The 18362-nt window shown below is 72.3% G+C and carries 17 protein-coding genes; 7 read left to right on the top strand and 10 right to left on the bottom strand.

Annotation, left to right across the window (positions count from 1 at the left end; translation table 11 throughout):
• Positions 1-40: 40 nt before the first annotated feature.
• Genes ACL02O_RS15140 through ACL02O_RS15150 form a run of 3 tightly spaced genes read right to left on the bottom strand, consistent with a single transcriptional unit; the run spans position 41 to position 3233 of the window.
• Positions 41-403: a DUF779 domain-containing protein gene (locus tag ACL02O_RS15140; RefSeq protein WP_412818697.1), complete on the bottom strand. Its 363-nt coding sequence runs from the start codon at positions 401-403 to the stop codon at positions 41-43.
• On the bottom strand, positions 403-1908 hold the full coding sequence (gene adh / locus ACL02O_RS15145; RefSeq protein WP_412818698.1) for an aldehyde dehydrogenase: 1506 nt from the start codon (positions 1906-1908) through the stop codon (positions 403-405). Before adh ends, ACL02O_RS15140 begins: the two co-directional genes overlap by 1 nt.
• Positions 1909-1949: 41 nt before the next feature.
• On the bottom strand, positions 1950-3233 hold the full coding sequence (locus tag ACL02O_RS15150; protein ID WP_412818699.1) for a GAF domain-containing protein: 1284 nt from the start codon (positions 3231-3233) through the stop codon (positions 1950-1952).
• A gap of 168 nt (positions 3234-3401) precedes the next feature.
• On the opposite strand from ACL02O_RS15150, the gene ACL02O_RS15155 reads away from it, so the two are divergent.
• A complete protein-coding gene (locus ACL02O_RS15155; RefSeq protein WP_412818700.1) occupies positions 3402-4259 on the top strand; it encodes an SCO6745 family protein in 858 nt (285 codons plus the stop codon).
• 365 nt (positions 4260-4624) lie between these two features.
• Positions 4625-5308, top strand: a complete 684-nt coding sequence (locus ACL02O_RS15160) for a hypothetical protein (RefSeq protein ID WP_412818701.1) — start codon at positions 4625-4627, stop codon at positions 5306-5308.
• Between the two features lie 69 nt (positions 5309-5377).
• On the opposite strand, the gene ACL02O_RS15165 is transcribed toward ACL02O_RS15160, so the two are convergent.
• The 5 genes from ACL02O_RS15165 to ACL02O_RS15185 all read right to left on the bottom strand — a co-directional run bounded on the left by ACL02O_RS15165 (position 5378) and on the right by ACL02O_RS15185 (position 10756).
• Positions 5378-6367, bottom strand: a complete 990-nt coding sequence (locus ACL02O_RS15165; RefSeq protein WP_412818702.1) for a transporter — start codon at positions 6365-6367, stop codon at positions 5378-5380.
• Positions 6364-7251, bottom strand: a complete 888-nt coding sequence (locus tag ACL02O_RS15170) for an ABC transporter ATP-binding protein (RefSeq protein WP_412818703.1) — start codon at positions 7249-7251, stop codon at positions 6364-6366. The genes ACL02O_RS15165 and ACL02O_RS15170 overlap by 4 nt, the downstream gene beginning before the upstream one ends.
• A gap of 11 nt (positions 7252-7262) precedes the next feature.
• Entirely contained in the window at positions 7263-7679 is a 417-nt protein-coding gene (locus ACL02O_RS15175) for a GntR family transcriptional regulator (protein ID WP_412818704.1), read from the bottom strand.
• 363 nt (positions 7680-8042) lie between these two features.
• Positions 8043-9314, bottom strand: a complete 1272-nt coding sequence (gabT, locus tag ACL02O_RS15180) for a 4-aminobutyrate--2-oxoglutarate transaminase (protein WP_412818727.1) — start codon at positions 9312-9314, stop codon at positions 8043-8045.
• A 5-nt stretch (positions 9315-9319) separates the two neighbouring features.
• Positions 9320-10756: a gamma-aminobutyraldehyde dehydrogenase gene (locus ACL02O_RS15185; RefSeq protein ID WP_412818705.1), complete on the bottom strand. Its 1437-nt coding sequence runs from the start codon at positions 10754-10756 to the stop codon at positions 9320-9322.
• 140 nt (positions 10757-10896) lie between these two features.
• Here ACL02O_RS15185 and ACL02O_RS15190 point away from each other — a divergent pair, with 140 nt between their 5' ends.
• Positions 10897-12336, top strand: a complete 1440-nt coding sequence (locus ACL02O_RS15190) for an aldehyde dehydrogenase family protein (protein WP_412818706.1) — start codon at positions 10897-10899, stop codon at positions 12334-12336.
• Positions 12337-12373: 37 nt separating this feature from the next.
• On the opposite strand, the gene ACL02O_RS15195 is transcribed toward ACL02O_RS15190, so the two are convergent.
• A complete protein-coding gene (locus ACL02O_RS15195) occupies positions 12374-13606 on the bottom strand; it encodes a helix-turn-helix domain-containing protein (protein WP_412818707.1) in 1233 nt (410 codons plus the stop codon).
• A gap of 216 nt (positions 13607-13822) precedes the next feature.
• On the opposite strand from ACL02O_RS15195, the gene ACL02O_RS15200 reads away from it, so the two are divergent.
• On the top strand, positions 13823-13969 hold the full coding sequence (locus ACL02O_RS15200; RefSeq protein ID WP_412818708.1) for a hypothetical protein: 147 nt from the start codon (positions 13823-13825) through the stop codon (positions 13967-13969).
• 63 nt (positions 13970-14032) lie between these two features.
• Positions 14033-16201, top strand: a complete 2169-nt coding sequence (locus ACL02O_RS15205) for a CHAP domain-containing protein (protein WP_412818709.1) — start codon at positions 14033-14035, stop codon at positions 16199-16201.
• A gap of 62 nt (positions 16202-16263) precedes the next feature.
• Here the strand turns inward: ACL02O_RS15205 and ACL02O_RS15210 are convergent, their stop codons facing one another.
• The gene (locus tag ACL02O_RS15210) at positions 16264-17496 is read right to left on the bottom strand and encodes an SUKH-3 domain-containing protein (protein ID WP_412818710.1); all 1233 of its coding nucleotides are present in this window, start codon (positions 17494-17496) and stop codon (positions 16264-16266) included.
• A gap of 80 nt (positions 17497-17576) precedes the next feature.
• Between ACL02O_RS15210 and ACL02O_RS15215 the strand changes: the two genes are divergently transcribed.
• Both ACL02O_RS15215 and ACL02O_RS15220 read left to right on the top strand, forming a co-directional pair.
• Complete coding sequence (locus tag ACL02O_RS15215) at positions 17577-17990, top strand: YbaB/EbfC family nucleoid-associated protein (RefSeq protein ID WP_412818711.1); 414 nt, start codon at positions 17577-17579, stop codon at positions 17988-17990.
• A 5-nt stretch (positions 17991-17995) separates the two neighbouring features.
• The gene (locus tag ACL02O_RS15220) at positions 17996-18352 is read left to right on the top strand and encodes a hypothetical protein (protein ID WP_412818712.1); all 357 of its coding nucleotides are present in this window, start codon (positions 17996-17998) and stop codon (positions 18350-18352) included.
• Positions 18353-18362 lie beyond the last annotated feature (10 nt).

Genomic DNA, 18362 nt, shown 5'->3' on the forward strand with positions numbered 1-18362 from the left:
AGTCCCGGGCGACCGTGACGCAGTGGCGAGGCCCGGCCGTTCAGGCGATCCGGGAGCGGATGAGGAAGCGGACGCCCTCCGGGGCCTCCAGGGAGAAGCCGCTGCCCCGGCCGCGCACCACGTCCACCGTGAGGCGGGTGTGTTTCCACAGCTCCCACTGGCTCGCCGACATCCAGAACTCGACCGGTTCGGGGACGTCGTCCACCTCCAGCGACGCCAGGAGGACGTCGGACGAGCCGGTGCGGAACTCGCCGGCCGGGTAGCACATCGGGGCGCTGCCGTCGCAGCAGCCGCCGGACTGGTGGAACATGAGTGGCCCGTGCTGCCCCCGCAGCGACCGGATCAGCTCGGCCGCCGCGGGGGTCAGGGTCACCGGCGCGACGCCGCCCTCGAGGTGCGGCATCAGAAGAAGCCCAGCTTCTTCGGGGAGTAGCTGACCAGCAGGTTCTTGGTCTGCTGGTAGTGCTCCAGCATCATCTTGTGGTTCTCCCGGCCGATGCCGGACTGCTTGTATCCGCCGAACGCGGCGTGCGCCGGGTAGGCGTGGTAGCAGTTCGTCCAGACCCGGCCGGCCTGGATCGACCGCCCGGCCCGGTACGCGGTGTTGATGTCCCGGGTCCAGACCCCCGCGCCGAGGCCGTACAGGGTGTCGTTGGCGATCTTCACGGCGTCGTCCAGGTCGGCGAAGGAGGTCACCGAGACCACCGGGCCGAAGATCTCCTCCTGGAAGATCCGCATCGAGTTGTCGCCTTCGAAGATGGTGGGCTGCACGTAGTACCCGCCCGACAACTCGCCGCCCAGGTCGGCCCGCTCGCCGCCGGTCAGCACCTTCGCGCCCTCCTGCCGGCCGATGTCCAGGTAGGAGAGGATCTTCTCCAGTTGGTCGTTGGACGCCTGGGCGCCAATCATCGTGTCCGTGTCCAGGGGGTGGCCCTGCTGCACCGCCTTGGTCCGCTCGACGGCGGCGGCGAGGAAGTCCGAGTAGTGGCCCTGCTGGATCAGCGCCCGGGACGGGCAGGTGCAGACCTCGCCCTGGTTGAGGGCGAACATGGTGAAGCCTTCGAGGGCCTTGTCGTAGAAGTCGTCCCGGGACGAGCTGACGTCGTCGAAGAAGATGTTGGGGCTCTTGCCGCCCAGTTCCAGGGTGACGGGCTTGATGTTCTCGCTGGCGTACTGCATGATCAGCCGCCCGGTCGTGGTTTCGCCGGTGAACGCCACCTTGGCCACCCGGGGCGAGGACGCGAGGGGCTTGCCGGCCTCGACGCCGAAGCCGTTGACCACGTTCACCACGCCGGCCGGGAGCAGGTCGGCGACGAGCGACAGCAGGTAGTGGATCGACGCCGGGGTCTGCTCGGCGGGCTTGAGCACCACCGCGTTGCCGGCCGCGAGCGCCGGGGCCAGCTTCCAGACGGCCATGAGCAGCGGGAAGTTCCACGGGATGATCTGCCCGACCACGCCGAGCGGCTCGTGGAAGTGGTAGGCCACGGTGTCGTCGTCGATCTCGCCGAGGGACCCCTCCTGCGCCCGGATCGCCCCGGCGAAGTAGCGGAAGTGGTCGATGGCGAGGGGGATGTCGGCGGCCAGGGTTTCGCGGACCGGCTTGCCGTTCTCCCAGGTCTCGGCGACGGCCAGTGATTCCAGGTTCTCCTGCATCCGGTCGGCGATCTTGTTGAGGATCAGGGACCGCTCGGCGACCGAGGTGCGGCCCCACGCGTCGGCCGCGCCGTGCGCGGCGTCGAGGGCCCTCTCGACGTCCTCGGCGGTGCCCCGGGCCACCTCGCAGAAGGTCTGCCCGGTCACCGGGCTGGGGTTCTCGAAGTACCGGCCGCCGTGCGGCTTCACGTACTCCCCGCCGATGAAATGGTCGTAGCGGGACTGCCAGTGGGTGGGGGCGTCGTAGCGCGTCATGGGTACCTCCGCCGTCCGTCAGGGAGTGGACGGCGGGGACGTTAGTTTCGCGGACGTTGCAGGAACGTTGCGCGCGGCAGGTCGTACTCCTGGGCGAGCTGGTGGGCGCGCGCGACGGCGAGCGGCCGGCGGGGCGCGCCCACCGGCAACGCCCGGGCCAGGGCCTGCCAGGCGGTCAGGTCGTCGGCGCCGGCGGGCGTCGCGGTCCAGGCGGCGAGCAGCGCCGGGTCCGCGGCGGCCAGCACCGCCGCGCGCAGTTGCCCGTCGACGAGGCGGCGCAGTCGGCGCACTCCCGGCGCGTCCGACCCGGGCAGCAACGGCCCGGCGTACGCCTGGAGCGCCCCCGCCGGGTCGCCGCGCTCCAGCAGTTCGGTGACGGTGCGGAAGTCGGCGCGGACGGTCGCCCGCAGCCGGTACGGGCGGGAGTCGAGCAGTTCCTCGCCGAGCGCCCGGCGCAGCCGGGAGAGTTCGGCGCGGAGGGTCACCGGGTGCAGCCGGTCGTCGCCGTAGAGGTCGAGGCCGAGCTGCTCGCCGGTGCGCCCCTCAGGGTGGTCGAGCAGGAGCACCAGCAGCTCGCTGTGCCGCCGGCCGAGCCGGATCCGCCGGCCGCCGACCCGTAGCTCCGCCTCGTCGCGGCCGAGCGCGGCGACGTGCAGCACGCCGGGCTCGGCCGGTGCGGCGGCGGCCAGGAACGCCTCGGCGGCCCGGGCGGTGGCCCGGACCAGGGCGAGGCTCTGCGGGGTGGCCAGGTGGTCGCCGCCGGTGATGTCGACGGCCCCGAGCAGCCGGCCGGTGGCCGGGTCGTGGATCGGGGCGGCGGCGCAGGTCCAGCGCTGCACGGGCCGGACGAAGTGTTCGGTGGCGAAGATCTGCACGCTGTGGTCGACGGCGAGCGCGGTGCCGGGGGCGTTGGTGCCGGCGTGCGCCTCGTCCCACCGGGCGCCGGGCACGAAGTTCATCCGCTCGGCGTGCCGGAGCACGCCCGGATGTCCCTCCACCCAGAGCAGCCGCCCGTACGCGTCACAGACGGCCATCAGGTGCGCGCCGTCCTGGGCGATCCCGCCGAGCAGGTCGCGGAAGAGCGGCAGCACCCGGGCCAGCGGATGGGCGGCCCGATAGCTCGCCAGCGCGTCGTCGGTGAGGTCGACCGGTGCGGTGGTCTCCGGGTCGAGCAGCGCGGACCGTTCCCACGACCGGCGGACCACGTCCCGGACCCGGTCCGGGGTGACGTGTCCGGCGAGGAACGCTTCGTGGGCGGCACCGACCTGCGCGATCCGCTCCGCCGGATCGGCGCCGAACTCCAGGGCGAGCCACGGGTCAGCCATCGGCGACCTCCTCGCGCCCATGGTGACCCAGCTCACCCGTGATCGCCAATACCGGCGTGAGTTCTCCCGTGCTGGGGCCGGCGCCATGCCGCACCTATCTTGTCATTGACAAGTTAAGGTTCCGAGGTCAAACTTGACAGCGACAAGATGACGTACCGGGAGGCTGGCGTGGAACTGACGATGGTCCGGAAGATGTGGCAGCTCATCGAGCCCGTGCACGCGCTGGTCTACTACGCGCCCGAGCTGACCGAGGAGGCCGCCGCGCTCGGCCTGCCGACCGACGAGCGCTGGCCCGGCTACTTCGCCCTCCGGTCGGCGCCGCTCGGCGCGGCCGGTCCAGCGCTGGTCACCGCCACCTACTACAGCTTCAGCCCGCGGATGATCGCCGAGTACCTGCCGGCGATCTGGGCCACCGCCGAGCCGGCCAAGGTCCTCGCCGCCCGGACGTCCGGGGTGGACCGTGCGCTGCGCCGCCTGCTCGGCGACCGGGTGGACTCGCCCGAGCTCGCCGAGGCGGCCGTGCTGGCCCGCCGGGCCGTCCGGGCCGCCGACCTGGCCGGGTGTCCGCTGGCCGCGGCCAACGCTGACCTGCCCTGGCCGGACGCGCCGCATCTCGCGCTCTGGCAGGCCGCCACGATCCTGCGCGAGCACCGCGGCGACGGGCACGTCGCGGCGCTGCTCACCGCCGGGCTCGACCCGACCGAGGCGCTGGTCTCCTTCGCGGCCGTCGGTGCCGCCCCGGTGGAGGTCTTCGCCAGCCGGCGCTGGACCGGGGAGGAGTGGGCCGCCGCCCGCGAGCGGCTCGCCGCCCGCGGCCTGGTCGACGCCGACGGTGCCGCCACCGACGCCGGCTGGCGGCTCCGCGACGAGGTCGAGCGGCGTACGGACGAACTGGCCGCCGCTCCGTGGCGGGCGCTCGGTCCCGCGGTCGGCCGGTTCGCCCAGCTCGTCGCCCCGCTGACCGGGGCGGTGGTGGCCACCGGGATGCTGCCGGAGCGCAGCACGCTGGGCATCCGGCGCGACTGACGGGTCGACCGGTCCGGGCGGGGCGCACCTCCACCGCCCGGACCGGTCCGTAGAGCGCTCAGCCCGGCCCGTTGGCCGGGGTGCCGCCGGACCTTCGCCGGTCCGTGCCGGGCCACCGGGAAGACGGCGTGGCTGAGCGGGTCGTTGCCGGTCACCCGGCCGGGCCGGCCCGGGCGGCGGGTGGGATGCGAGTCATCAGGAAGCCTCTGTCGGTAGGAGGAGCCGCAGAGGCCATCAGACGTCACAAATAGGCGGTAAGCGGATAAAAATCAAGATTGTCCTCCGGTCGGGTCGTGTTGAACGATGCAGCGCTCCCACGCCGTACCAGCCGGCGTGGTCAACCCAGGCGAACGACAGGAGTTGCGGTGAGGGTGCAGCGGACGCACGTACTGGCGGGTGGTGTGGCGGCGGTCGCCGCGGCGGTGGTGGCGGTCGGCACGGGGCTGGGTTTCGCCGACACCACCTCGCCCCGGCCGAGCGTGTGCCAGGGCTCGGTGACCTTCTCGGCCGAGGGTGGGGCCCCGGCGGCGACCAGTGACCGGTTTCCGGTGGGCACCCGGCTGCGGGTGACCAACCTGGACAACGGCAAGGCGGTGACGGTGGTGGTGACCGGACCGTCGGGCAGCTGTGTGCTGCTCAACGCCGCCGCGATGGACCTGGTCCGCGAGCCGGGCAGGAACGTGATCCGCCGCAACGTGGTCGAGCCCCTCGACGCCGGGTCGCCGGGCCGACCGGGCGCCGGCGCCCCGGCCGGTGGCGACACCCGCCCGGGCGACGCCCGGCCCGGTGCCGGCGCGCCGGCCGGCGGCAGCGCCTGCACCGGAGCGATCACCTTCTCGGCCGAGGGCGGGGCGCCGGCCGCCGCCAGTGGCCGGTTCCCGGTGGGCGCCCGGCTGCGGGTGACCAACCTGGACAACGGCCGGGCGGTGACCGTGACAGTGACCGGGCCGTCGGGCAGTTGTGTGCTGCTCAACGCCGCCGCGATGGACGCCATCCGCGAGCCCGGCAAGAATCTGGTCCGCCGCAACACGGTGGAGTTGCTCCGCTGACCGGGTGGAACGCCATGGAGGTCTCCGGTGCGGGATGACCTCCCTGGCGTGCCACCTGAGTGCCAGGCGCTAGGCGATGCGGCGGATCCGGCGGAGGGCGAGGTAGAGCAGGGCGGCGGCGAGGGCCACGAAGATGCCGGTCTCGATGCCCTGGAACAGCCAGAACCGGTCGGCCGGCTGGTAGAGCTGCCAGTTGTAGGCGCCGGGGTGGATTCCCAACTCCGCCCCGCACGCACCGCCGCCCGGTCCCTTGGCGCCGGGCGGACACATGATCTGGGCGTCGGGTGCCACCATCCTGCCGTCGGCGTCGCGGACCCCGCTGGAGAGGACCCAGTCGCCGCGGCCCTGCGCCAACGGGCCGTCCCCCGTCACCGGGAACGTGAGGGTTCGGGCAGGCTGGTAGTGCGGCCTGGCCAGGACCGCCACGGCCGCCCGCACCCCGACGAATCCGACGAGGGTGACGGTCATGGCGGGCAGCATCCGCCGCCAGACGGTGCCGGCGAAGACGCCGAGCGCCACGGCGAAGAGGCTGTAGCCGATCGGGGCGACGCCCTGCAGGTCGAAGACGATGAAGCCGAGCCGGCCCTCGCGTGCCGCGTGGGTCAGTGGGTCGACCCACCACGACATGCCCAGCCCGTAGCAGACGGCGGCGGTCAGCGTGACCGCGACGACCAGCCCGAACTTCACCAGCGCCCAGTGCCGCCGGCCGACGCCCTGGGTCCAGGCGAACCGGTGCGTGCCCTGCTCCACCTCCCGGGCGACCAGCGGGGCGCCCCAGAACAGGCCGACCAGCATCGGCAGCACGAGCAGCAGAACGGCTACCAGGTTCAGGCTGCCGTACCGGTTGGTGAACTGGCGGAACGCGCCCTCGCAGGTGTCCACCGTCTGCGGGGCCACGTCGCTGCGGGCCAGCTGACGGACGCAGTCCGGTAGCCCGAGGTCGGCGAACGTGTGGCGCATCGACAGCCCGATCGGGATCATCAGCGCGGCGAGCGCCGCGAACCCGATGAAGGTGACCAACAGCTGTTTGCGGTGCTGCCGCCAGGCCAGCCAGATCACGCGGGCACCCCCCACTCCGTGCGGCGGGATGTGGTCTCACCGTCGTCGAGGTACGCCAGGATGACGTCCTCCAGGCCCACGTCGTGCACCGTCCACTCCGGGTCGACCACCCCGTCGACCCGGGCCAGGAGAGTGGATTGGCGGCCGGTGTGGCTGGCCCGCAGCACGGCTGCCACCCCGGCGATCGGCTCGCCGAGGTGCCGCGGTCCGACCAACTGCCGGTGCGCGGCGACCAGGTCGTCGACCGCGCCTTCGAGCCGTACCCGGGAGGCGTGCAGGACGATGAGATGGTCGCAGACCCGTTCCAGGTCGGCGAGCAGGTGCGAGGAGAGCAGGACGGTGGTCCCGGACTCCGCGACGCTGCCCATCAGCGACTGGAGAAACTCGCGGCGGGCCAACGGGTCGAGGCTGGCGACCGGCTCGTCCAGCAGCAGCAGCCGCGGCCGTTTGGCCAGGGCCAGGGCCAGGGCAACCTGGGCGCGCTGCCCACCGGAGAGCTTGCCGACCGGCAGCTTCGGCGGGATGCCGAGCTGGGCCAGCCGTTCCCGGGCCAGCGCCGCGTCCCAACGCCGGTTCATCCGGCCGCCCAACTGGACCAGCTCGGCCGCGGTGAAGTCGCGGTAGAGCGGGGTGTCCTGGGCGACGAAGCCGATCTCGGGCAGGACCGCCGGATTGTCGTACGGCGAGCGGTTGAAGATCCGCACCTCGCCCGCGTCCGGGTCGAGCAGCCCGACGGCGAGGTGCAACAGGGTGCTCTTGCCGGCACCGTTGGGGCCGACGAGTCCGGCGATCCGGCCGGCGGGCAGGCGGAGCGAGCAGTCCTGCAACGCCCACCGCCGCCCGTACCGTTTGCCGAGCCGGTCGGCCTCCAGCGCGATCTCCATGGGGCTTCCTCTCATCGGGCTGCCGCGGGCCGGGTGGCTGCCGCCTCGGCGGCGAGCGTGGCCCGCAGGGTGGTCTCGACCAGGGCGGTGACGTCCTCCGGGGTGAGCCCGGCGGCACGGGCGCGGCGCAGCCAGGCCACCAGCTCCGCGCGCAGCTCGGCCTGGTCGGCCAGGGCCGGGCCGCCGAGCGTGCGGCGGACGAACGTGCCCACCCCGGGCCGTCCCTCCACCAGGCCCTCGATCTCCAACTCCCGGTACGCCTTCAGCACCGTGTTCGGGTTGATCGCCAGCGCCTGCGCCACGGTGCGGACCTTGGGCAGCTGGTCGCCGGGCACCAGCAGCCCCACCCGCAGGGCCTGTTTCACCTGCTGGATCAACTGCACGTAGGTGTTCACCTTGGACCGAGCGTCCAGTACGAACTCGATCACGGCATCTCCCTCTATTGTCCTATGACAGTAGGACTATAGGGCAGGATTGGTCGTTGCGGTGCCCATCGGGACGGAGATGTCGGGCGTGGACCGTGGCGTGCCTCGGGTGGGCCTCCTGACGGAGTGCTTCGCGGCCACCCCGACCAGGCGCGAACCGCCGCCGGCCACGGCCCGGGAGACGAGCTCACGCCGGTGCGACGCGTACTGCTGGATCTGCCTGTAGCGGCCGGTGTCGCGCGATGCAGGGCGCGACACCTCCCCGTACCCGGCGACGCCGGTCACGGCGGTGGGTGGAACACCATGGGCGGCACCTGGGGGAGATCGACGCCCATGGTGTTCCACGAAAGGAGGCTGACCGGGTGGTCAGCCGAAGGCGGCCTCCAGGATGTCCAGGCCGCGGCCCAGCTGGTCGTCCGAGATGACGAGCGGGGGCAGGAAGCGCAGCACGTTGCCGTACGTGCCGCAGGTGAGGGTGAGCAGGCCCGCGGCGTGGCAGGCCGCCGAGATCGTCGCCGTGGCGGCCGGATCCGGGGTGCGGGTGCCCGGCTGCACCAGCTCGACCGCGAGCATCGCGCCCCGGCCGCGCACCTCGGCGATGCGCGGGTCACGGGCGGCGATCGCCCGCAGCCGGTCGCCCATCACCTGGCCGATCCGCCGGGCGGCGGCCGCCAGGTCCAGCTCGTGCATGGTCTCGATGGCGGCCAGGGCGGCCGCGCAGGCGATCGGGTTGCCCCCGTACGTGCCGCCGAGGCCACCGACGTGCACCGCGTCCATCAGCTCCGCCCGGCCGGTCACCGCCGCCAGCGGCAGGCCGCCGGCGATGCCCTTGGCCAGCGTGATCAGGTCCGGTTCGACGCCCTCGTGCTGGCAGGCGAACCAGTCGCCGGTGCGGCAGAACCCGGTCTGGATCTCGTCGGCGATGAAGACCACCCCGGCGGCCGTCGCCCACTCGCGCAGCGCCGGCAGGAACCCGTCGGCCGGTACGACGAAACCACCCTCGCCCTGGATCGGCTCGATCAGCAGCGCGGCCACGTTCTCCGCACCGACCTGTTTCTCCACCATCTCGATCGCCCGGGCCGCCGCGGCCGCCCCGTCCAGCCCGCCGTCGCGCAGCGGGTACGACATCGGCACCCGGTAGATCTCCCCGGCGAACGGTCCGAACCGGTGCTTGTACGGCATGTTCTTCGCGGTCAGCGCCATGGTCAGGTTGGTCCGACCGTGGTACGCGTGGTCGAAGACCACCACCGCGGGCCGCCCGGTCGCGTGCCGGGCGATCTTGACGGCGTTCTCCACCGCCTCGGCGCCCGAGTTGAACAGCGCCGAACGCTTCTCGAAGCCGCCCGGGGTGAGCGCGTTGAGCTGCTCGCAGACCGCCACGTACGACTCGTACGGGGCGACCATGAAGCAGGTGTGGGTGAAGCGTTCGACCTGCGCCCGCACCGCCGCGACCACCCTGGGGGCGGAGTTGCCCACGTTGGTGACCGCGATGCCGGCGGCGAAGTCGATCCACTCCCGCCCGTCGACGTCGGTGATCGTGCCGCCGCCCGCGCGGTCCACGTACGAGGTGATCGTGCTGCCGACGCCCCGGGCGACCGCCGCCCCGCGCCGCTTGTGCAGCTCGTCGGAGGAAGCCATGGCCATCAGCCCTCGATGTTGTGCATGACGTGCTTGATCCGGGTGTAGTCCTCCAGGCTGTAGACCGAGAGGTCCTTGCCGTGCCCGGAGTGCTTGAAGCCGCCGTGCGGCATCTCCGAGACGAACGGGATGTGGGTGTTCACCCAGACGCAGCCGAAGTCGAGCCGGCGGGTCATCCGCATCGCCCGGCCGTGGTCCTTCGTCCACACCGAGGCGGACAGGCCGTAGTCCACGCCGTTGGCCCAGCGCACCGCCTCGTCCTCAACGGAGAACCGCTGCACCGTGATGACCGGGCCGAACACCTCGTCCTGGATGATCTCGTCCTGCTGGCGTACCCCGGATACCACGGTCGGGGCGTAGAAGTAACCGCGCTCGCCGAGCTGCGAGCCGCCGGTCTCGATGCTCGCGTGGTCGGGCAGCCGGTCCACGAACCCGCGTACCCGGGAAAGCTGGTTGGCGTTGTTCAGCGGGCCGTAAAGCACGTCCTCGTCGTCCGGCGCGCCGGTCTTCGTGTTCCGGGCCTGCTCGGCGAGGGCGGCCACGAAGTCGTCGTGGATGCCGGGGCCGGCCAGCACCCGGGTGGCGGCGGTGCAGTCCTGTCCGGCGTTGAAGTAGCCGCCCACCGCGATCGCCTCGGCCGCCGCCGCGACGTCGGCGTCGTCGAAGATCACCACCGGGGCCTTGCCGCCCAGTTCCAGATGGGTCCGCTTGAGGTCCGGGGCCGCCGCGGCGGCGACCTCCATGCCGGCCCGGGTCGAGCCCGTGATCGACACGAACTGCGGGGTCGGATGGGCGACCAGCGCGCGTCCGGTGTCCCGATCACCGCAGACCACGTTGAACACGCCCGGCGGCAGGAACTCGGACGCGATCTCGGCCAGCAGGAGCGTCGACACCGGCGTGGTGTCCGAGGGCTTGAGCACCACCGTGTTGCCGGCCGCGAGGGCCGGGGCGATCTTCCAGACCGCCATCATCAGCGGGTAGTTCCACGGGGTGACCTGGGCGCAGACGCCGATCGGCTCGCGCCGCACGTACGAGGTGTGGCCCGCCATGTACTCGCCGGCCGAGCGCCCCTCCAGCAGCCGCGCGGTGCCGGCGAAGAAGCGGAACTGGTCCACCGCCGGCGGCAGCTCCTCGTCGGCGGTGAGCTGGCGGGGCTTGCCGGTGTTGCGCACCTCCGCGTCGACCAGGTCGGCCGCCCGGGCCTCCACCGCGTCGGCGAGCTTGAGCAGCGCCTTCTGCCGCTCACCGGGAGTGGCGTCCCGCCAGCCCTCGAAGGCGGCGGCGGCGGCCTTCATGGCCGCGTCCACGTCCGCCGCCCCGGAGACCGGCGCCTGGGCGAACACTTCGCCCGTGCACGGGTCGATCAGGTCGGCGTAGCCGCCGTCCACCGGTTCGACGTACTCGCCGTTGACGAAGTTGCGCAGCTGCTGCTGATCGCTCATCAGAAGTCTCCGAGGGTGGCCGGGGGCAGGGGAAGCGGAGGTTATCGCAATCTGACTGCCATCTTGGCTACTGAATTCGCGGCAGACAAGGGCTTGAGCAACTGTTTCCGCGCGAGCGCGGGTGGTCTACGCTGCCGGACGTGGAGCCGAAAGCCTTCTATGTCGCCGGCCGCCCCACCCACGGCGCGGGCGAACTGACCGTCACCCACCCGTACGACGGCCGGACGGTCGGGCGTACCACCCTCGCCACGCCCGACCAGGTCGAAGCCGCCGTCGCGGCCGCCGCCCGGGTGGTCGCGGCGGCCGCGGCCCTGCCCGCGCACGTCCGCGCCGCCGCCCTGGACCACGTCTCCCGCCGGCTCGCCGAACGGGCCGACGAGGTCGCGGCGCTGATCACCGCCGAGAACGGCAAGCCGGTCAAGTGGGCGAAGGCCGAGGTGGGCCGGGCCGTCTCCACCTTCCGGTGGGCGGCCGAGGAGGCCCGGCGCTTCTCCGGCGAGTTGCAACGACTCGACACCGACCCGGCCGCCACCGGACGGATCGCGCTGGTCCGGCGGGTGCCCCGGGGCCCCGTGCTGGGCATCGCGCCGTTCAACTTCCCGCTCAACCTGGTCGCGCACAAGGTCGCCCCGGCCATCGCCGTCGGCGCGCCCATCGTCGTGAAGCCCGCCCCGGCCACCCCGCTGTCGGCGCTGCTGCTCGGCGAGATCCTGGCCGAGACCGGGCTGCCCGAGGGGGTCTTCTCGGTGCTGCCGCTGCCCAACGAGCGGGCCGCCGAACTGGTCGCCGACCCCCGGCTGCCGGTGGTGTCGTTCACCGGCTCCGGGCCGGTCGGCGCGGCCATCCGGCGGGCCGCCCCGGAGAAGCACGTCACCCTTGAACTGGGCGGCAACGCGGCCGCGGTGATCTGCGAGGACTGGTCGTCCGACGAGGACCTGACCTTCGCCGCGCACCGGATCGCCACCTTCTCCAACTACCAGGCCGGGCAGTCGTGCATCGCCGTCCAGCGCGTCTACGTGCACGAATGGCTCTACGACGGCTTCCTGCCCCGGCTGGTCGCCGCGGTGCAGGAGTTGCGCACCGGGGACCCCGCCTCGGAGTTGACCGACGTCGGGCCGCTGGTCTCCGAGGACGCGGCGCGCCGGGTCGAGGAGTGGGTGGACGAGGCGGTCGCCGCCGGGGCCACCATCGAGGTCGGCGGACGCCGGGACGGCGCCACCTACCCGCCGACCGTGCTCTCCGGCGTGCCGGCGTCGGCCAGGGTCTGTCGGGAGGAGGTGTTCGGGCCGGTGCTGGTGGTCGCCCCGGTCGCCGACGACCAGGCCGCGTTCGCCGCCGTCAACGACTCCGCGTACGGGTTGCAGGCCGGCGTCTTCACGCACAATCTGCAGACCGCCTTCCTCGCCTCCCGGACGCTGGAGGTCGGCGGGGTGATCGTCGGGGACGTGCCGTCGTACCGGGCCGATCAGATGCCGTACGGCGGGGTGAAGGGCTCCGGCGTCGGCCGGGAAGGGCTGCGCAGCGCGATGGAGGACTACACCGAGCCGCGGGTCACGGTCCTGACCGGGCTGGCGCTGTAACGCCGGGCCCTCCGGCCCCGGAAACGGCCAGCGGTGGCTACCCGTCCGGGTAGCGGCAGGCCGCCCGGGCGGCGGCGGTACGGTCCTCGACGCCCAACGTCGCCGGAGCGAGCCCGGTGAACTGCCCGCCCGTGGTCCGCCCGAGGTCGAGGACCTGGGTCGGGCCGTCGCCACCGAGGCAGGCCACCGCCGCCAGCAGCACCGGAGTGCCGGTCGGCAGCGGCGCGGGCAGCCGATCGGGCTGCCACGGTGTCTCGAACGTGCCCCCGCTCCGCTCCGTCATGGCGATCTGGTGCCACGTCACCCGGTCGGGGAGCGCCGGGTCGGCGGGGTAGCGGGCCGCGAAGCCGACGATGTCCACGTGGGTGCCGGTCGCCCGCAGCCGCCATTCGCTCCCCTGTCGAGTGGCCCGCAACCGGATGTCGGTGGGCGCCGGACGGCCCCCGGGACACGGCGAGGGGACCGCTTCGGGCGGCGGGTTTCCGTGTACGACGCCGGAGGCCACCACCCCGCCGCCGGACACCATGAACCAGCGGACGTCCGGGCTGCCGGCGGTCATGTCAAAGACCATCGCGCCGAGGCAGAAACCGGTGAAGGCGAGCTGGCAGCCCGCCGGCACGGTCGCCACCAGGGGAGCGTTGAGGGTGACGGCGGCACGGATCCGCGTTGTGCCCGCGTACGTGGAGCCCGTGAAGACGGCTGGCCCGGCACCGGCCGGCAGGCAGTCCGGCCTGGCGGCCGGTGCCGTCGTGGACCCGGCCGACGGGTGCCGGCCGGCTTCGGCCGATGTGCCTCCCGTGGCGGCGACGGCGGCGGCGACGGCGACACCAGCGGCCAGCACCATCGCCGTGGCCGCCGCCATGACAAGCTGCCGCCGCCGTGCCCGGCCGAGGTCGGCGGACGGTTCCGCACCGTCTGCCCCGGCTGTCGCCGCTGTCCGACCGGACGGTTCGGGCTGATCTGTCGCCGCATCCTCTGCCATCCGGGCGGACGCTTCCGACTCGCGCAGCACGGCGTCGAGCTGCTGCCACCGGGCACGCCACTCCGCCGCGTCGCCGCCGCAGGCACCGACGTAGGCGAGCACCACGTCCAGGCTCGGTCGCCGGGTGCCCGCCGCCGCCTCGGAGAGGGTTGTCGCACTGAACCCGGCCAGCCGGGCCATCGACCGGTACGTCGGGTTGCCGGCGGCAACTCGCAGCTCGCGTAGCCCGTGTGCGAAGCGGGGAAGGGGGCCGGTGGTGGGATCGAGAGGGCGTTCCCGGCGGGCCACGTGCTCTCCTTTCGACGCCGGCCCGCACCCGCTCGGGCCGGGAGTGCCGCGCACCGCTCGGATTGTACGAAATTGATTGATCGGCGTCCGACTCCCTGTTGGAGAACGGCCCGGGGTCCTAGACAGGCATCGGATGCCGGCGCAGTGCGGCATCCAGCCGCCCACCGCGCCCCATCGCCTGCCTCGGTGCAAGGTGCCGACCACTTCGGAGGAGACATGAGACTGCGCCGGCCCGCATCCCGGGCCGAACGGCCGGTGACCGCCGGCCACCACCCTTACACCGCCGCCCCGGCCAACCCGTACCGCGCCGTCGCCAACCGCAGCCGGGACAGCGCCTGGCAGTCAGCGGCCCGGCGCGGCTGATCCCCGGCGGACAGGGTTGACGACCCCGACCACCCGTACGCGATGACGAGGGAGAGAGACATTTTGACGGCACGACGACGAACGGGCCGCCGCGCGCTGGCGACCCTGCTGGCGACGCTGGTCTGCGCCGCCACGGCCACGGTGGCCGGTGGCACCGCCGCGTACGCGGCCACCGGCCCCGGGCCCTACCCGGCGAAGGTCGACATCGACGGCCGGGGCAGCATGGACCCCAACGACCGGATCAAGACGGACGCCTACCTCACCGGCGACCCGATCCTGCTGCGCTGCCAGGACACCGGCCCGGCGGTCGGCGGCAGCACCACCTGGGACTACACCACCGACGGGTACTGGATCCCGGACACCTACGTGAAGACCGGCACCGACGGGTTCGTCAGCGGGGTGCCCCGCTGCCTCGCCCTGGGCATCGACGGGCACTCCGGAGTGGGTGGAATCTTCGGGCCGTACACCGCGAAGGTGGACCTCGACGGCCGCGGCAGTGCCGTGGTGAGCGACCGGGTACGCACCGACGCCTATCTGGCCGGGAGCACCATTTACCTGACCTGCCAGGACTACGGCGAGTCGTACGGCGGCAGCACGCTGTGGGACCGCACCACAGGCGGCTACTGGATCCCCGATGCCTACGTCACCACCGGCACCGACGGACGGATCCCCGGCGTGCCGACCTGCTCGTCGATCGGGATCGGCGGCGGCGGGGCCAACGCCGGTGGCGGGCAGCAGTTCCTGGCCAAGGCGACGCTGAACGGCTACCACGCCAAGAGCCTGTCGGCGTCCCGGGTGGAGGACAGGTACGCCGACGGCAGTTACGTGACGGTGATGTGCCAGGCGTACGGCGAGGCCAATTACGGTGGCTCGACGGTCTGGGACTACACCAGCGACGGGCTCTGGGTGGCCGACTACTACGTCAAGACCAACTCCACCGGGATCGTGATGAGCCGGTGCGACGGCGACGGGCCGTCCGGTGGCGGCAACGGCCGCTACCTGGCCAAGACGACGCTGAACGGCTATCACGCCAAGAGCCTGTCGGCGTCCCGGGTGGAGGACAAGTACCCCGGCGGCAGCTATCTCACCATCGTCTGCCAGGCGTACGGAGAGTTCAACTACGGTGGCTCGGCGGTCTGGGACTTCACCAGCGACGGGCTCTGGGTGGCCGATTACTACGTCTACACCGGCTACACGGACATCGTGCTGAGCCGGTGTGACAGCGACCCGAAGCCCACCGGCGGGTCAGGCAATCCGACGGTGCCGGGGACGCCGGGGACCGGCAGCGTGACGGCCACCAAGATCCGTGACGCCATCGTGAGCGCGGCCACCGGCCAGATCGGCACCGAGGAGTGGGGCGACAACTGCAACCCGTACGGCCTCAGCGGGGTCAAGTGCGGTGACCCGTGGTGCTCGATGTTCGCCAGCTGGACGTGGCGGCAGGCCGGCATCAACGTCTACCTGCCGTACAGCGGTGACTTCTACTGGTGGGGCAAGCAGCGTGGCCTGCTCCGCTCGAAGACCAACATCCGGCCTGGCGACCTGGTGCTCTTCGGCAGCGGCCCGGGGCAGAGCAACCACATCGGTGTGGTCGCGTACGTGCTGGACGACGGCAAGATCGTCACGGTCGAGGGGAACTGGGGCAACAAGGTCTCGGTCGTCGGGCCGTGGGATCCGTCCAGCCCGGGTCCGACCCATGAGAACGTCTTCGCGGTCGTCGCGCCGGTCAACGACGCCGCCATGTCGCACACCAGTGACGCCACCGCGGAGAACCCGGTGCAGCTCGCCTCGTACAAGCTGGACGCCACCCGGGAGTGCCTGTTCCAGACCTTCCGCGCCGAGCCGACGGTCAACGACCTGCACCTGGGCTACATCGACTACCACTTCGAGATCTGCCGTGGACGGGAGCCGTTGCTCTGGTCCGCCGAGGTCAAGAACGAGGTGAGCAGTTCACTCGGCAAGGTTATGGGCAACACCATCGACAACACGTCGATCGTCCGAACACAGACCCGCGGGGACGGCAACACCTGGAGTTCGGCGGGCTACCTCGGCAAGTTCGACATCGTGTTCTCCCTGCCGGTCTTCTCCAGCTGGTCCTGGTTCGAGGAGACCCGGGTGCCGATCAACATCCAGTTCTACGCGGTGATGAGCGGCGATGCGATCACCATCGACGTGGTCGACTACCAACCGCACGACCGGGCCTACTGGATGGACATCCATCCGGTCACCTGATCCGGACCCCGGCTAGTGCTGTCCGGCCCCGACCGCAGCCTGCGGTCGGGGCCGGACCACGGTCACCAGGTGCCGTCGTTGCGCACGTGGGCGGGAGCGCGGCCGAGCAGGAGAGTGGTGAGGGCGGCGTCGATGTCCGGGCCGAGGAACCACTCACCGGCCTGGTCGAGCGCGAAGATTCGCCCCTGCTCGTCGACCGCGATGATGCTGTCGCCACGCTCGGTGCCGAGCGGGAACAGCCGGACGCCGAGCACCGCGCCGAAATCGGCGAGGGTGTCGGCGGTGTGGGCGACCTGGCGGGGACGGATGTTGAAGCGGGAGATCCACACCTGCTGACCTGGCCCCTTGCGTCCCGTCACGAGCCCGGGAAACGAGGTGAGGGTCGACACGGCAGCCGGGAAGGTCGGATGGGAGTGCGCGCTGCCGGCTACGGCGGTGACCTCGCGGATGGATGCGGCGGCCAGTACCTCGTCACCGAAGTGAGGACGCCAGCCGGCAAGCACCAAAGCGTCGGTGACGGGTTGCGGAAAGCGTCCCGGCTCGGGGTAGGTCTGCGCCTCCGACAGCCACTCCTCGGTGTAGGCGAGGTCGGACCAGGGCAGCGCGTTGAAGTGGACCAGGAAGTTGATGCACGAGTCGCAGGGCAGGTCTGCCGAGCCAGCAGCCGGATCACCGGCCTCGCGAATGCGAAAGAACTCGATCCGACTCCTGTCGAGGAGTGCTCGGCCCTCCTCCAAGGTCAGCGGGGGAAGGCCGCTGCCGGCCCGGAGGTGGTCCTGCTCGTGCAGCAGGTCGGAAACGACGATCATCTCGGCGTGTCGCTCCCCGCCCCGAACGAGGTGACCGGCCGGCAGTCCGTCCAGGTAGGACCGGACGAGCGGGTGGTGGCGCAGCTCGATCTCTCCCTTCGCCCCGTGGGCGACGTGGACCCGGCCGTCGATGGTGAGGTGCGCGGCAGCACCGGGGGTGGGGAGCCGGGTGAGCTCGCGGAGCAGCTGACCGGCGGGGTCGACCGTGCGTGGCGCGCGCGGCTCCGGTGGCCGACGTTGGCGGAACAGCTGCGCGACCGCGGGGAAGGGCAGCCGTGGCCAGGTCGACACCTCGCCGGTCTCCTTGTCCACGACGGTCGTGGGCAGGTCGCCGGGGAGGGCGCGGGCGTCGGTCGACACTCGTGAGGTGATCAGGTAGCCCAGGTCGAACTCCTCCACCACCGGCGAGCACGGGAATCCCAGGCGTTCGGAATCCCGCTGCGCCCAGACGGCGGCGAGTTGCTCGGCCTGCTGTCGCTCGATCACAGCCTGAAACTACCGGACCCCACGGATTCCGTGGCGCCCGGTATGGTCTGCCCTACCGACGGTGACGGAGAGGGGCGGCGGTGGCCGAGATTGCGGACCGGGACGCCAACCACGCGCTGCGGGCGCGGTTCGACGAGGTGTACGGCCAGTACCAGCGACTTCGCTCCGGACTGGACGAACTTCAGGCCAAGCTCGCCGAGTTGCGGGTGACCGAGCGCTCCGACGACGGGCAGGTGACCGCCGTGGTCGGGGCCCGGGGTGAGCTGATCAGCGTGGACGTCTCCCCGTCGGTCTTCCACGACCGCGACGCCAAGGCGCTCAGCCGGAAGATCACCGCGACGTTGCTGCGCGCGTCCGCCGCCGCGACCGCGGCCACCCGCGAGCTGGTCGCCAACTACCTGCCGCCCGGCTCGCCGTCTGTGGAGTTCCTGCGTACGAACGATGTCGGCGCCCTGTTCGGCCGGGCCGACGCCGTGCTGCCCCGTGAAGTGTGACGGCGGTGGCCGACAGGCAGATCTGGCTGGACCCTGACCGGGCCCGCCGGGGCGGCGCCGACCTGACCCTGGCCGGCGAGGCGGTCAGCACCTCTGGGCGGGAGATCGGCGGGGCGATCGCCGAGGCGAGTGCCCGGCGACCGTGGGGCCGCGACGACATCGGCGCCGCCTTCGAGAAGCAGTACCGCGGCTACGAGGAAATGCTGCTCAAGGCGTGGGAGGTGCTCGGTCGGTCCCTGCAGGAGCTGGGCACCGACGTGGCCCGCTCGGTGGCGGCCACCGTCGAGACCGACGGGGCGAATGCCCGGCAGCTCGGCGAGATCCCGCAGCAGCACCACAATCCGCATCGGCACCGGCGCTGACCTCCGGAGG

The sequence above is a fragment of the Micromonospora mangrovicola genome (genome assembly GCF_047200535.1).
In the GTDB taxonomy this organism is placed as follows: domain Bacteria; phylum Actinomycetota; class Actinomycetes; order Mycobacteriales; family Micromonosporaceae; genus Micromonospora.